Source organism: Streptomyces muensis, from assembly GCF_021474425.1.
Lineage (GTDB): Bacteria > Actinomycetota > Actinomycetes > Streptomycetales > Streptomycetaceae > Streptomyces > Streptomyces muensis.
Genome location: NZ_JAKEIP010000231.1, coordinates 1 through 13,212, shown reverse-complemented (window position 1 = coordinate 13,212; position 13,212 = coordinate 1). Strand labels below are relative to the sequence as shown.

The following is a 13,212-nucleotide window of genomic DNA, read 5'->3' as shown; positions in this document are numbered from 1 at the left end:
CCCCCGGCACACCCGCCCCCTGCGACGGCAGATACGCCGTCTCCGCGGCCGAAGCCGGCGGCACCGGCGGCTGCACCTGGGTCTCCCAGGTCTGGCCCTGCCACTGCTGCGTGTGCTGCTGGGCGGCCTGCTGGTCGTCGTACGCCTGCTGCCCCGGCCACCCCTGCGGCGGCGCGGGCTGCTGGTACGGGTCGTACCCGTCGTACCCCTGATACGGCTGGTCGGTCATCGTCACCCTCCTGCGAACGGCGGGAGCACCTCGACCGTGCCGCCGTCGGCCAGCCGTACCGTCTCATGTTCGCGGGTGCCCACGGGGTCACCGTCGACGAGGAAGGAGCATCGCTGCAGGACGCGCACCAGTTCACCGGGGTGTCGCTCGCGGGCGGCGTCGAGCGCCTCGGCGAGCGTGGCCGCGTCGAACGGCTCCTCGGCGATCCCGGCCGCGGCCTTGGCGGCGGCCCAGTAGCGCACCGTGACCTTGGGCATGCGGTTCCTCTGTCGTTCGGCTGTGTACTCCGTCAGGCTAGCCGCCCTGTGCGCCGGCCCAGTCCCCGATGCGGGCCAGCAGTTCGTCGCCGGCCGCGTGCTCGGCGTGGCCCATGCCGGGCTCCAGCCAGAGTTCCCCGTGGTCACCGGCCGCCTCGGCCAGCATGCGGGGGTGGTCGAGGGGGAAGTAGCCGTCGCGGTCGCCGTGCACGATCAGCAGCGGGGCGGGCGCGATCCGGGGGACCGCCTCCACGGGGGAGAGCGGCACCGGGTTCCTCCCCCACTTCGTGGGAGGTGCCCCCACCCGGTGGTGGATGCGGGTACGGAATCCGTAGCGGCCGACCAGACGGCCCTCGGGCCGGGTCACCAGCCAGTGGAGCTTCCGCATGGGAGCCGTGCCCCGGTAGTACCAGCGGGCCGGCGCGCTCACCGAGACCACCGCGTCCGTATGCGCCCCCGCGCGCCCCTCAAGTCCCTCAAGCCCCTCCCCGTCAGCCCGGTACAGCGCCGCGTGCCGCAGCACCACCGAGCCGCCCATGGAGAAGCCGACGGTCGTCACGCGGGTGTGCCCGAGTTCGCGGGCCCAGCGCACCGCGGCCGCCAGGTCGAGCACCTCGCGGTCCCCGACCGTCGAACGGCCACCGGAGGCGCCGTGCCCGCGGAAGGAGAAGGTGACGACGGCCCCGTACCGGGTGAGGGCCTCCACCACCCTTCGTACATGTGGCCGGTCCACATCGCCCGTGAAGCCGTGGGCGACGACGAACACCGGGTCACCGGCAGGTGGACGCGAGGAGTCGTATACGACCGAGGCCGGGTCGTATACGGAATCGATGGTCACGCCGTCGTCGGTGTGCAGAAACGTCCGCAAAGGTGTACGTCTGGTTGTCTCAGAGTGTGGACGAACCGTGGATCGTGCCACATGACCTGCCGGACCGTTGCTCATGTCGGCTATTCTGCTGGGCAGAGGACTCGGGCAGCGTAGCCCCCGGGTCCTTTTGTGCTTTCGGAAGCGTTGTATACGGCGCGGGAAACCTCAGGCGAACGCTCGTGTATGGGGCCTTTCGGGATCGCAGAGCAGTTCCGTACCGCACACGTCCTCGCAGGGACCGAGGAGGAACCAGACGTATGAGTTCTCTGCTGCTCCTGACCAATGCCCTCCAGCCGTCGACGGAGGTGCTCCCCGCACTTGGCCTGCTGCTGCACAACGTGCGCGTGGCTCCGGCGGAGGGCCCGGCACTCGTCGACACCCCGGGTGCCGATGTCATCCTGATCGACGGCCGCCGCGACCTCCCGCAGGTCCGCAGCCTGTGCCAGCTCCTGCGCTCCACCGGCCCCGGCTGTCCGCTGGTCCTCGTCGTCACCGAGGGCGGCCTCGCCGCCGTCACCGCCGACTGGGGCATCGACGACGTCCTGCTCGACACCGCCGGTCCGGCCGAGGTCGAGGCGCGACTGCGGCTCGCCATGGGCCGTCAGCAGATCGTCAGCGACGACTCCCCCATGGAGATCCGCAACGGCGACCTGTCGGTGGACGAGGCGACGTACAGCGCCAAGCTCAAGGGCCGGGTCCTCGACCTCACCTTCAAGGAGTTCGAGCTCCTGAAGTACCTCGCCCAGCACCCGGGCCGCGTCTTCACGCGCGCGCAGCTGCTCCAGGAGGTCTGGGGCTACGACTACTTCGGCGGCACCCGTACGGTCGACGTCCACGTACGACGGCTGCGCGCCAAGCTCGGCCCCGAGCACGAGTCGCTCATCGGAACCGTCCGGAACGTCGGTTATCGATTCGTTACTCCCGAGAAGGTCGAGCGCGCCGCCGACGAAGCCAAGGCCAAGGCTGACCGGGCAAAATCGGCGGATGCGGACGAGACGGCCGCTCTGGACGGCGCCGAGGTCCGTGCCGACGCGTAGCGGGCGCCCGGGCAGGGCGCGCGGGGCGTGGTGTGCGTCCGGGAGAGTGACGGCCCGGCGCCAGGCAAGCGCCTTCACGCCCTGCCCAGAGCAGGTCCATCCGCGTAGACTCCGCGCGTGGCCAAGGTGACTCGGGATGACGTGGCGCGGCTGGCAGGGACTTCCACTGCCGTCGTCAGTTACGTCATCAACAACGGACCCCGGCCGGTCGCCCCGGCCACGCGCGAGCGTGTCCTCGCCGCGATCAAGGAACTGGGGTACCGGCCCGACCGGGTGGCCCAGGCGATGGCCTCGCGGCGCACGGACCTCATAGGCCTGATCGTCCCGGACGCCCGGCAGCCCTTCTTCGGCGAGATGGCCCACGCGGTCGAGTGGGCCGCCGCCGAGCGCGGGAAGATGGTCCTCGTCGGCAACTCCGACTACGTCGGCGAGCGCGAGGTCCACTATCTGCGGGCGTTCCTCGGCATGCGCGTCTCGGGGCTCATCCTCGTCTCGCACGCCCTGAACGACCTGGCCGCCGCCGAGATCGAGGCCTGGGACGCCCGGGTGGTGCTGTTGCACGAGCGGCCCGAGGCCATCGACGACGTCGCCGTCGTCACCGACGACCTGGGCGGCGCGCAGCTCGCCGTACGCCATCTGCTGGAGCACGGCTACGAGTACGTGGCCTGTGTGGGCGGTATCGCGGAAACCCCGACGGTCGGCGACCCGGTCTCCGACCACGTCGAGGGCTGGCGGCGGGCGATGGCCGAGGCCGGCGTCTCCACCGAGGGGCGGCTGTTCGAGGCGCCGTACAACCGCTACGACGCGTATCGCATAGCGCTGGAGATCCTGTCCGGGCCGCGGCGGCCGCCCGCGATCTTCTGTTCGACCGACGACCAGGCCATCGGTGTGCTGCGGGCGGCTCGGGAGCTGCGGATCGATGTGCCGGGGGAGTTGGCTGTCGCCGGGTTCGACGACATCAAGGAGGCGGCGTTGGCGGATCCGCCGCTGACGACGGTTGCCTCGGATCGGTCGGCCATGGCTCGGGCCGCGGTGGATCTGGTGCTGGATGACGGGTTGCGGGTTGCGGGGTCTCGGCGGGAGCGGTTGAAGGTGTTTCCGTCGCGGCTTGTCGTCCGACGGTCTTGTGGTTGCGCCTGAGAGCTCGGGGGGTTCTGGAGTCTTGCGGGTGCGGGCCGCATGTGGCTGGTCGCGCAGTTCCCCGCGCCCCTAGGGGGTTGCAGAACCGTCGGCTCTTTATATCGGGCATACGGGGTTCTGGTGGGCTTCTCAGGGAGCACTCAGGGAGCTCTCATGGTGGGGCGACAAGCTCGTTGCCATGACCGAGAGCTTCCGCCGCAGCGGCGAATACGACAACCCGTACCAGGGCGCTCCCGTGAACCCGGAGTGGCCGCCCCCGCCCGCGCACCAGCCGACGGCACCGACCGCTCTTCTCGCCGAACCCGTGGCCCGGCCGAGGGCGCGGCGGCCCCGTGGTCCCGTCGCTCTCATCGCGGCCGTGGCGATCGTCGCCGCCGCGATCGGGGGCGGCACGGCGTACGGCATACAGGAGCTGACCGGCAACGACACCGTCGCCGCCGCCAGCTCCACCAGCACCAACGTGATCCCCTCCAGCCAGAAGGGCACGGTCTCCGGGGTCGCCAAGGCGGTCAGCCCGAGCATCGTCGAGATCAACGCCCAGTCCAACGCCGGTTCCTCCACCGGCTCCGGCGTGATCATCACCAGTGACGGCGAGATCGTCACCAACAACCACGTCGTCTCCGGAGCCTCCTCGGTCAAGGTGACCACCAGCGACGGCAAGGAGTACACCGCCGAGGTCGTCGGCACCGACAGCAGCAAGGACCTCGCGCTGATCAAGCTCCAGAACGCCTCCGGGCTGACGGTGGCCACGCTCGGCGACTCCTCCGGCGTCCAGGTCGGCGACGAGGTCGTGGCGATCGGCTCCCCCGAGGGCCTGACCGGCACCGTCACCAGCGGCATCGTGTCCGCGCTCAACCGTGACGTGACCGTCTCGACGGACGAGAGCCAGGGCCAGCAGCAACAGCAGCAGGGCGGCGGCGGTTGGCCGTTCGAGTTCGGCGGCCAGCAGTTCAACGGTGACACCGGGTCGTCGACGACGACGTACAAGGCGATCCAGACGGACGCGTCCCTGAACCCCGGGAACTCCGGCGGCGCGCTGATCGACATGAACGGCAACATCATCGGCATCAACTCCGCGATGTACTCGGCCGCCGGCTCGGGTTCGTCCGACGCGGGCAGCGTGGGCCTCGGCTTCGCCATCCCGATCAACACCGTCAAGTCCGACCTGGCCAAGCTCCGGTCGGGTTCGCAGAGCTAGCGCCGGCCGTCCCCCGCAGCAGGTGAAGGAGTACGTCGTGATCCAGCAGGTTGAGCACACCGTGACCGGTGTCGGCGCGGCCGACATCGCCCTCGCCCTGGCCGTCGCCGGCGCCCTGCACGCGCCCACGGGCCCGGACCGGGCGCCCGAGCTGGCGACCGTCCGCCGCGCCGCGGGACGCCGGACCGCCGCGGCCCGCAGCCGTCGCCGTACGGCACGGCGGGCGGCCTGAGCGGCCGCGAGGAGCCGAGAAGACCGAGAGAGCCGAGAGAGCCGAGAATCATGCGAGGCTGAAGGCGTTCAGCCGCTCAGCCCCCTGTCCCACCGCACCCGAGGATCCCGAGCCCATGAGCCCCGCCGATGGCGACCGTGACCCCCAGCGCATCCTGATCGTCGACGACGAGCCCGCGGTGCGTGAAGCACTCCAGCGCAGCCTCGCCTTCGAGGGGTACGACACCGAGGTCGCGGTCGACGGCGCCGACGCCCTGGAGAAGGCGACCGCCTACCGGCCCGACCTGGTGGTCCTCGACATCCAGATGCCCCGCATGGACGGTCTCACCGCCGCCCGGCGCATCCGTGGCGCCGGTGACACGACGCCGATCCTCATGCTGACCGCCCGCGACACGGTCGGCGACCGTGTGACGGGCCTCGACGCGGGCGCCGACGACTACCTGGTCAAGCCCTTCGAACTCGACGAGCTCTTCGCCCGGGTCCGCGCGCTGCTGCGGCGCAGCTCGTACGCGGCGGCGGCCGGTGCGGGCGCGGTGCGGGACGACGAGGCGCTGACCTTCGCCGACCTGCGCATGGACCTCGCGACACGGGAGGTCACGCGGGGCGGGCGGCCGGTGGAGCTGACCCGTACGGAGTTCACGCTGCTGGAGATGTTCATGGCGCATCCGCGCCAGGTGCTGACGCGTGAGCAGATCCTCAAGGCGGTCTGGGGCTTCGACTTCGAGCCGTCGTCGAACTCCCTGGACGTGTACGTCATGTACCTGCGCCGCAAGACCGAGGCGGGCGGCGAGCCGCGGCTCGTGCACACGGTGCGGGGTGTGGGGTATGTGCTGCGGCAGGGTGGAGCGGAGTGAACAGGGTTCTACGCCGCTTCCGGTCACTGCCGATCCGGTCGCGGCTGGCGCTGCTGGTGGCGGCGGCGGTGGCGTTCGCGGTGGCGGCGGTTTCGGTGACGTGTTGGTTCATTGTGCAGGGACGGCTGTACGACCAGGTGAACGACGACCTGGAGCAGGCGCGGATGAAGCCGGGGCAGTGGGTCGAGATGCAGAACGCGCTCACCAACTGCACTCAGTCCCCGCAGACCACGAAACCCTTCCGGAACCTGTACTCCCAGGTCGTCAAGGCGGACGGGACCGCCTGTGTCACCGAGGACTCCATCGGCGCGGTCAAGGTCACGCAGGCGGACAAGGACGTGATCAAGAACGGGATGTCCAGCCGGGGCATCATCCGCAACGGCACGGCGGACGACGGTACGCCGGTGCGCGTGATGACCGTGCCGCAGCCCGCCCAGAACGCCGGCACGGGTGAACAGACCTACGTCGCCATCACCATCGCGGTATCGCTGGAGGGCACCAAGTCCACCCTCAACGACCTCGCCCTGATCCTCCTCCTCGTCTCCGGCGTAGGAGTCATCGGCGCGGGCGCCGCCGGCCTCGCGGTCGCCCGGGCGGGCCTGCGTCCCGTCGACAAGCTCACCGACGCCGTGGAACACGTCGCCCGTACCGAGGACCTGAACATCCGCATCCCGGTCGAGGACGACTCCGAGGACGAGGTGGCCCGGCTCTCCCGGTCGTTCAACTCCATGACGTCGGCCCTGGCCAGCTCCCGCGAGCTGCAGCAGCAGCTCATCGCCGACGCCGGCCACGAACTCCGCACCCCCCTCACCTCCCTGCGCACCAACATCGAACTCCTCACTCGCAGCGAGGAGACGGGCCGCCCGATCCCCGAGGCCGACCGCAAGGCCCTCCTCGCCTCGGTGAAGGCCCAGATGACCGAACTGGCGGCGCTGATCGGCGACTTGCAGGAACTGTCCCGTTCGGAGAGCCAGCGCGGCGAACGCGTCCAGGTGATCTCCCTGGAGGACACCGTCGAGTCGGCCCTGCGCCGCGCCCGCCTCCGTGGCCCGGAGCTGACGATCACGGCCGACCTCCAGCCCTGGTACGTCCGAGCGGAACCGGCGGCGCTGGAGCGCGCGGTGGTCAACGTCCTCGACAACGCGGTGAAGTTCAGCCCCGAGGGCAGCACGATCGAGGTCGCCCTGCACAACGGCGTCCTGACCGTCCGCGACCACGGTCCCGGCATCCCCGCCGACGAACTCCCCCACGTCTTCGACCGCTTCTGGCGCTCCCCCAGCGCGCGTGCGCTGCCGGGCTCGGGGCTGGGCCTGTCGATCGTGGCGCGTACGGTCCAGCAGGCGGGTGGTCAGGTGACGCTGGCGCGGGCGGAGGGCGGCGGCACGGTGGCGACGGTGCGGCTGCCGGGGGCGCCGACGCCGCCGCCTGGCGAGCCGCAGGAGGCCTAGCTTCAACGCCGGGTTTGCTCAGGAGAGTTGCTTGTCCGAAGCGGCTGGGAATGGAGATCCACTTCCTGGCCGTTTGCCCCTACGCTTGAGGCGAGGGGGAGGCATGTTGAAGAACTCGCGATCGAAAATCGCCCTGTGGGCCATCCTGGGCGTCGTGTTCACGGGCGGTGCGGTCTCGCTCCTCGTCCTGGCGCTGGCATCGGGTTCCGACGACGAGCCGCACGGGCGGGGGAACGCGTCGACCAGTTGGTACACCACGAGCCCACCGGAGACGTCCGAGCCACCGGTCGGAGAACCGAGCGATCCCGGTGACCCCGGCCAGAGCGCGACCCCGGTGACCGTCGTGACCCAGACCGTCGTCGCGGTACCCGGGGGCTCCGGCGGCGACGGCCCCGGCTCACTGATCACGGCCTTCGGCTCCCTGCTGAGCGGCGCAGCAGCGGTCGGCACGCTCTTCCACGCCGTCCATTTGAGCCGCCAGAACCGCACCGCTAGTTCTTGAGGGCGGCCAGGAAGAACGCCCAGGGGGCAGCGCCGAAGACGAGCGGCCGACCGTCCGGGGTTTTGCTGTCCCGGACCGGGACGATGCCGTGGCCTTCGGCGACCTCGACGCAGTTGCTGGCTCCCCCGTCGCTGTAGGACGACTTGCGCCACACGGCGGTGGTGAGGTCGGGGGTCACGCGGGGGCGCCCCTCACGCCGAGCACGAAAGCGGTCCAGGAGGAGGCGCCGAAGACCAGGACGCCGCCGTCCGGGACCTTGCTGTCCCGGACCGGGACTATGCCGGGGTGGCCGTCGGCGACCTCGACGCAGTCGTTGGCTCCCCCTTCGCTGTAGGACGACTTGCGCCACACGGCGGTGGTGAGGTCGGGGGTGCGCGTCATGATCTGTGCTCCTCCAGTACGTCCCTGATGAACGCCAGCGAGTCCGACGGGGACAGCGCCAGGTCGCGAAGCCGATCGTAGGACAATCGCTGCCGCAGAACTTCGTCCTGATCCTCGATCAACCGGCTGCAACCGTTGCCTTCCTTATAGGCAACGGCACTTCCCTCTCTCTGCCAGAGCAGCGTCAAGGACCCGACCATATGGTGGTGCGCTCCTGCCGAGAACGGCAGTACCTGGAGCGTCATGTTGGGCCACAAAGCGGCGGCCTCCAGATGAAGCAGCTGGTCGCGCCAGATCTTGCCCCTGGCAGCAGGACGTCGGAGCGCAAACTCGTCCATGATGATCCGGACTTCCGGCTCCGGCTTCTGCCTCAGCAGGTACTGGCGCCCGAGCCGAGCCGCCACTTGCTCTTCGATGGCCTCGTCTCCGTCAGCCGTTGTCTGAGCCCCAGACAACACCCCCCGAGCGAATTCCTCGGTCTGGAGAAGCCCCGGAATCCCCGGCGAGAACACCCACATGATCCGCGCCGTCGCCTCCAGCGCCATGTACTCCTTGTGCCTGTCCTTGAACGCGTCCAGCCGAGCTGCCTTCCAGTGGCTTAACAGCAGGTCACCGCTGCCGTAGTACCCGTCCAGATCCTCCATGACCGTCACCTTGGACAGCCGCTCGCCAGACTCCAGGCGACTCAAGTAGCTCTTCTCATAGCCGGTTTCATCAGCTAGCTGCCCCAGTGACTTCCCGGCCTTCTCCCGCAGAACCCTCAACGTCTGCCCCAGCATCGCCCGCCCGGAAACCGGCTCCGCGTCAACCTTCTCGCCCACGTCACCCCTCACCGTTGTCTGCGCGCCAGACAACACCAAACCTCTTCCGCAGCGTACGCCGAACCTGTGACGATCGAGCCACGAACGGTAATCACCGCTCGTCAGACCCCTGGCATGCCAAAACCCCCGCGGCCGATTGCAGTCGGCCCGGGGGCGTGGCCGACGCGTAAAACCCCAAGGAGCGCCGACATGCGCGAACGTACCGCCGGACTCATGAAACCGCTACTGATCGCACTCGTACGTGTACTGCTTCCCAGCCGAGGTCGACATCGAGCCGCCCCGCCCCAACCCCCGCTCATCACACGGCCGTTGCCCGCCCCACCCTGCCGCTGCGAGCGCGAACGGATCCTGCAGCAACGCCGGATCCACTGGGCCGCCGCCTACGGCACCAACGCCGTCCCGCGCCGCACCGACGAAGCGGAGGTCTTCGTATGAGCGCCCCCGATGAACTCCGCCTCCTGCCCTGGACCACCCCCGACGGCAAACCCTGCTACCTCAGCGCCGACTGCGACCACAGCAGGCTCTCCCGGCTCGCCGACGACATGGAGGCGGCGCAGATGGACTCGGGCGAACAGGTACTCGTCGGCGCCAAGGCCGTCCTCGCGGACACCAAGGCCGGCGAGCGCGCCGTACGCTTCGCGCTCACCCGCGCCACCGAGTCCCTAGAGGACGTACTCCGCATCGCGGTCAGCCGCGGGGAGCGCACGTCGTGGACGGCTCCGCCCAGTTGCTCACGTGAATCGGAAACGGACAGGCGGTGACAGAAACCCCTCTCAGCTGTCGATGTCCTGTCATCCTCACCTGATCCCGACCCTACCCGTGAGTTCTCTGCAATCTTCCTGGCGCACACGCAGATGCCCTCGCATCCGCGCAGACACCACAGGAGTGAGCCAACCCCCATGCGACTCATTCGCAAATCGACGCTCAAGAAGAGCGCCCTGAGCATCGCCTCCGCAGCCCTCGCCATATCCGGCGTGCTGGCGGGCGCCGGTTCCGCGCAGGCGGCCGGCCCCGGCGGGGCGCAGAACGTCCGGGGCGTCGACCCCGGTGACACCGACCTGATGATCGAGCGGCTCTGCAACCAGGAGAGCAGCCTGACCGGCGTCTACGGCGCCCTCAACGTCGACACCGGCGAGTTCAAGACACGGGACGAGTATCTGCGGGACGTGTTCGGGCTGTGGAAGCCCGCCGGGCCGTGGGAGCTGTTCCGCGGCTGGTGCGGGTACGCCGAGGCCTCGACCTGGTCCTTCAAGGGCGAGCCCGTCCGCACGTCCCGGTGGATCGGCAACCGGGGCTCGGCGGACGACAAGGAGACGTTCGTCAGCAGCTACAGCACGAAGACGTTCGCGAAGAAGAGCGTCGGCGGCACCATCAGCCTCTCCCTCGCCAAGAGCATCTTCTCGGGCAGCGTCGGCGGCAGCGCCGGGTACGAGTGGGGCTGGGAGAAGGAGTCCAAGTTCGAGACCCGCAGCGAGAAGACCATCCCGCCGTGCCGTCAGGTCGCCGTGACCTGGACGCCGTATCAGCGCGTGGTCCGCGTGAACCCGGTCTTCTACGTCGAGGACTACGAGTGGAACAAGGGCGACGGCGACGTCACGACCCACACCTGGCGCGGCCGGGACGCGAGCTGGAAGACGATCTACTCGTACGGCTACTACATCGACGGCGTCTCCGACAAGCTCCTGCCCAACGGCCAGCCCGACGGCCGCGAGGACAAGATCGAGGAGAAGCTGGACCCCAACTCCTGCACCAAGTAGGCGAGTAGGCGCGCAGGGCGCTCGAAGGCGGCAACCTTTCCGTGCGGGGCGGCGACTGGTCCCCGGATCATCCCCCCGCACGGAACGGATCGCCGCATGAGTGAGCAGCACAGCAAGGACCGGCCCCGGCACCGCAGAAGCCGCAAGGCCCTCGCGGTCGGGGTCCCCCTCGCCCTGACCGCCGCCGGCACCCTCGCCTACGGTACCGACCTCGGCCTCCTCGGCTCCGACGCCCAGCAGCGGGCGGTCGCGGCGACCGCCGCCGCCCCAGCCTGGGCCACGGCCACGGCCGACGGGTTCGCCTCGGTCAACTCCCTCGGGCAGAACGGCACTTACGGGGGTCGCGACGGGCAGATCGTCACCGTCAGGACGCAGGCCGACCTGGAGAAGTACGCCACCGCCGCCGAGCCGTACGTCATCGTCGTCGCCGGGACCATCACCATGAACCCGGTCGGCAAGGAGATCAAGGTCCAGTCGGACAAGACCATCGTCGGGGCCGGGACGGCCGGGCACATCGTCGGCGGCGGCTTCTTCCTCGGCCAAGGGGTCCACAACGTCATCATCCGGAACCTGACCATCCGGGACGCGTACCAGGGCATCTGGAACGACAAGGATCATGACTTCGACGCGATCCAGATGGACGGCGCCCACCATGTGTGGATCGACCACAACGACCTGCGGCACATGGCCGACGGCCTGATCGACGTCCGCAAGGACACCACGAACGTCACCGTGTCCTGGAACAAGCTGAGCCAGAACAACAAGACCTTCGGCATCGGCTGGACCGAGCACGTCAAGACGGACATCACGATCCACCACAACTGGATCCGCGAGACCGAGCAGCGCAACCCGTCCACCGACAACGCCGCCCACGCCCACCTCTACAACAACTTCCTGGAGGACGTGGCCGGCACGGACATCAAGTCCTCGTACGGCAACTACTCGCGCGGCAAGACCAAGATGGTCCTGGAGAACTCCTACTTCCAGGGCATGAACAACCCCGTCACCAAGGACAGCACGGCCACCCTGGTGCAGAAGGGCAACACGTTCGTCGGCACCAGCGGGCGCAACGAGAGCGGTGGTACGGCCTTCGACCCGAAGAGCTTCTACGGCTACACGCTCGACAGGACTGCCGACGTGCCCGCGCTGCTCAAGTCGGGTGCGGGGCCGCGCGGTTCCATCGGCACCACCGCCACGGCCAAGGCCGCGGCCGCCACCACCCTCACCGTCGCCAAGGACGGCAGCGGGCAGTACTCGACCGTGCAGGCGGCCGTGAACGCCGTACCGGCGAACAACGCCTCGCGGGTCGTGATCGCCGTCAAGCCCGGGACGTACCGGGAGACCGTGAAGGTCCCGTCCAACAAGCCGCACGTCACCATCCAGGGCACCGGCGGCAGCCGTAAGGACACCGTCATCGTCTACAACAACGCGTCCGGTACACCGAAGCCGGGCGGCGGCACCTACGGCACCGGGGGCAGCGCCACCGTCGCCGTCGAGGCCGACGACTTCCAGGCCCGCAACCTGACGATCTCCAACGACTTCGACGAGAGGGCGAACCAGAACCTGAACGGGCATCAGGCGGTGGCCCTGCGTACCGCCGCCGACAAGGTGTTCCTGGACGGGATCATCACCGAGGGCGACCAGGACACCCTGCTGCTGGACACGGCCGCGAAGGACAGGCTCGGCCGGGTCTACGTCAAGAACTCCTACGTCACAGGCAACGTCGACTTCATCTTCGGCCGGGCCTCGGCCGTGATCGACCGGTCCGTCATCACGCTGAAGAAGCGCTGGGACGGCACCTCGGCCGGCTATGTCACCGCCCCCAGCACGGCCGCGAACCGCAAGGGCATCCTGATCGCCAACTCGGCCGTGAACGGAGACGTCTCCGCGTCCAGCTTCTATCTGGGCCGCCCCTGGCACGCGGGCGGCGACGCGAGCCTCGACCCCCAGACGACGGTCCGCAACACGACCCTCAGCGCGGCGGTCAAGTCCACGCCCTGGACCGACATGAGCGGCTTCTCCTGGAAGGACGACCGGTTCGCCGAGTACAAGAACACGGGCGCGGGGGCCGGCGGCGCGAGCGGTGACCGCCCGCATCTGACCGACGCGCAGGCCGCCGGGCAGGAGGTCGCGGACTGGCTGGGCGACTGGACGCCGACGGCTTCCTGAGCCCCTTCCCGGGCCCTGCCGGGCCGCCGCTCGCCCGTTCAACGTCAAGACGGACGCGGGGGATCGTCAAGAGAAGTCAATCGATCGCTCATTGATCTCCCGCGCTCGTCCATGATTCCGCAAGGTGAAATTCCGGTTCGAATTTCGGGCGTACGTTCCACCCCGTGAATTCTGAAAGAGCCGTTGGCGTCCAGCCGACCGCGTCCGCCCACAAGCGGTCCGCCCTTCCCTCGCCCGCCCGCCGCGCACTCCTGCGGTTCGGGCTCACCGGGACCGCGGCGCTGGGGGCCACCGCCGCCCTCGGCGCCGCGGTCCCGGTG

General features: G+C 69.5%; 16 protein-coding genes and 1 pseudogene. 11 read left to right on the top strand and 6 right to left on the bottom strand.

The window, feature by feature from the left end:
* From L0P92_RS34785 to L0P92_RS34775, 3 genes and pseudogenes are all read right to left on the bottom strand, one after another.
* A pseudogene (locus L0P92_RS34785) lies at positions 1-229 on the bottom strand (hypothetical protein); the annotation flags it as partial.
* A gap of 2 nt (positions 230-231) precedes the next feature.
* A complete protein-coding gene (locus L0P92_RS34780; RefSeq protein WP_030052141.1) occupies positions 232-486 on the bottom strand; it encodes a MoaD/ThiS family protein in 255 nt (84 codons plus the stop codon).
* A 37-nt stretch (positions 487-523) separates the two neighbouring features.
* Entirely contained in the window at positions 524-1,429 is a 906-nt protein-coding gene (locus tag L0P92_RS34775) for an alpha/beta hydrolase (RefSeq protein ID WP_234767046.1), read from the bottom strand.
* 182 nt (positions 1,430-1,611) lie between these two features.
* Between L0P92_RS34775 and L0P92_RS34770 the strand changes: the two genes are divergently transcribed.
* The 7 genes from L0P92_RS34770 (at position 1,612) to L0P92_RS34740 (ending at position 7,764) form a co-directional block, all read left to right on the top strand.
* On the top strand, positions 1,612-2,391 hold the full coding sequence (locus L0P92_RS34770) for a winged helix-turn-helix transcriptional regulator (protein WP_234767045.1): 780 nt from the start codon (positions 1,612-1,614) through the stop codon (positions 2,389-2,391).
* A gap of 117 nt (positions 2,392-2,508) precedes the next feature.
* Positions 2,509-3,531, top strand: coding sequence for a LacI family DNA-binding transcriptional regulator (locus L0P92_RS34765; RefSeq protein WP_234767044.1), 1,023 nt, complete (start codon positions 2,509-2,511; stop codon positions 3,529-3,531).
* A gap of 178 nt (positions 3,532-3,709) precedes the next feature.
* The gene (locus L0P92_RS34760) at positions 3,710-4,729 is read left to right on the top strand and encodes a S1C family serine protease (RefSeq protein WP_234767043.1); all 1,020 of its coding nucleotides are present in this window, start codon (positions 3,710-3,712) and stop codon (positions 4,727-4,729) included.
* 37 nt (positions 4,730-4,766) lie between these two features.
* Entirely contained in the window at positions 4,767-4,961 is a 195-nt protein-coding gene (locus tag L0P92_RS34755) for a hypothetical protein (protein ID WP_234767042.1), read from the top strand.
* 115 nt (positions 4,962-5,076) lie between these two features.
* The gene (locus tag L0P92_RS34750) at positions 5,077-5,814 is read left to right on the top strand and encodes a response regulator transcription factor (RefSeq protein WP_234767041.1); all 738 of its coding nucleotides are present in this window, start codon (positions 5,077-5,079) and stop codon (positions 5,812-5,814) included.
* Positions 5,811-7,262, top strand: a complete 1,452-nt coding sequence (locus tag L0P92_RS34745; RefSeq protein ID WP_234767040.1) for a HAMP domain-containing sensor histidine kinase — start codon at positions 5,811-5,813, stop codon at positions 7,260-7,262. The genes L0P92_RS34750 and L0P92_RS34745 overlap by 4 nt, the downstream gene beginning before the upstream one ends.
* Positions 7,263-7,365: 103 nt before the next feature.
* Positions 7,366-7,764, top strand: a complete 399-nt coding sequence (locus L0P92_RS34740; RefSeq protein ID WP_234767039.1) for a hypothetical protein — start codon at positions 7,366-7,368, stop codon at positions 7,762-7,764.
* Here the strand turns inward: L0P92_RS34740 and L0P92_RS34735 are convergent.
* Genes L0P92_RS34735 through L0P92_RS34725 form a run of 3 tightly spaced genes read right to left on the bottom strand, consistent with a single transcriptional unit; the run spans position 7,754 to position 8,966 of the window.
* The gene (locus L0P92_RS34735; protein ID WP_234767038.1) at positions 7,754-7,942 is read right to left on the bottom strand and encodes a DUF397 domain-containing protein; all 189 of its coding nucleotides are present in this window, start codon (positions 7,940-7,942) and stop codon (positions 7,754-7,756) included. The two genes, L0P92_RS34740 and L0P92_RS34735, sit on opposite strands and share 11 nt — an antisense overlap.
* Complete coding sequence (locus tag L0P92_RS34730; RefSeq protein WP_234767037.1) at positions 7,939-8,145, bottom strand: DUF397 domain-containing protein; 207 nt, start codon at positions 8,143-8,145, stop codon at positions 7,939-7,941. The genes L0P92_RS34735 and L0P92_RS34730 overlap by 4 nt, the downstream gene beginning before the upstream one ends.
* On the bottom strand, positions 8,142-8,966 hold the full coding sequence (locus tag L0P92_RS34725; RefSeq protein WP_234767036.1) for a helix-turn-helix domain-containing protein: 825 nt from the start codon (positions 8,964-8,966) through the stop codon (positions 8,142-8,144). The genes L0P92_RS34730 and L0P92_RS34725 overlap by 4 nt, the downstream gene beginning before the upstream one ends.
* Before the next feature lie 189 nt (positions 8,967-9,155).
* On the opposite strand from L0P92_RS34725, the gene L0P92_RS34720 reads away from it, so the two are divergent.
* The 4 genes from L0P92_RS34720 to L0P92_RS34705 all read left to right on the top strand — a co-directional run bounded on the left by L0P92_RS34720 (position 9,156) and on the right by L0P92_RS34705 (position 12,892).
* The gene (locus L0P92_RS34720) at positions 9,156-9,401 is read left to right on the top strand and encodes a hypothetical protein (RefSeq protein WP_234767035.1); all 246 of its coding nucleotides are present in this window, start codon (positions 9,156-9,158) and stop codon (positions 9,399-9,401) included.
* A complete protein-coding gene (locus tag L0P92_RS34715) occupies positions 9,398-9,727 on the top strand; it encodes a hypothetical protein (protein WP_234767034.1) in 330 nt (109 codons plus the stop codon). Before L0P92_RS34720 ends, L0P92_RS34715 begins: the two co-directional genes overlap by 4 nt.
* Positions 9,728-9,865: 138 nt before the next feature.
* Positions 9,866-10,723 carry a hypothetical protein gene (locus tag L0P92_RS34710; RefSeq protein ID WP_234767033.1) on the top strand — a complete coding sequence of 286 codons (858 nt, stop codon included), beginning with the start codon at positions 9,866-9,868 and terminating at the stop codon, positions 10,721-10,723.
* A gap of 96 nt (positions 10,724-10,819) precedes the next feature.
* The gene (locus L0P92_RS34705; protein WP_234767032.1) at positions 10,820-12,892 is read left to right on the top strand and encodes a pectinesterase family protein; all 2,073 of its coding nucleotides are present in this window, start codon (positions 10,820-10,822) and stop codon (positions 12,890-12,892) included.
* Positions 12,893-13,212 lie beyond the last annotated feature (320 nt).

Excerpts from the sequence above, each read along its gene's own strand:
- L0P92_RS34710 (WP_234767033.1), top strand. The coding sequence starts at position 9,866 with ATGCGACTCATTCGCAAATCGACGCTCAAGAAGAGCGCCCTGAGCATC.
- L0P92_RS34715 (WP_234767034.1), top strand. The coding sequence starts at position 9,398 with ATGAGCGCCCCCGATGAACTCCGCCTCCTGCCCTGGACCACCCCCGAC.
- L0P92_RS34740 (WP_234767039.1), top strand. The coding sequence starts at position 7,366 with ATGTTGAAGAACTCGCGATCGAAAATCGCCCTGTGGGCCATCCTGGGC.
- L0P92_RS34730 (WP_234767037.1), bottom strand. The coding sequence starts at position 8,145 with ATGACGCGCACCCCCGACCTCACCACCGCCGTGTGGCGCAAGTCGTCC.
- L0P92_RS34750 (WP_234767041.1), top strand. The coding sequence starts at position 5,077 with ATGAGCCCCGCCGATGGCGACCGTGACCCCCAGCGCATCCTGATCGTC.
- L0P92_RS34770 (WP_234767045.1), top strand. The coding sequence starts at position 1,612 with ATGAGTTCTCTGCTGCTCCTGACCAATGCCCTCCAGCCGTCGACGGAG.
- L0P92_RS34760 (WP_234767043.1), top strand. The coding sequence starts at position 3,710 with ATGACCGAGAGCTTCCGCCGCAGCGGCGAATACGACAACCCGTACCAG.
- L0P92_RS34720 (WP_234767035.1), top strand. The coding sequence starts at position 9,156 with ATGCGCGAACGTACCGCCGGACTCATGAAACCGCTACTGATCGCACTC.
- L0P92_RS34780 (WP_030052141.1), bottom strand. The coding sequence starts at position 486 with ATGCCCAAGGTCACGGTGCGCTACTGGGCCGCCGCCAAGGCCGCGGCC.
- L0P92_RS34705 (WP_234767032.1), top strand. The coding sequence starts at position 10,820 with ATGAGTGAGCAGCACAGCAAGGACCGGCCCCGGCACCGCAGAAGCCGC.
- L0P92_RS34775 (WP_234767046.1), bottom strand. The coding sequence starts at position 1,429 with ATGAGCAACGGTCCGGCAGGTCATGTGGCACGATCCACGGTTCGTCCA.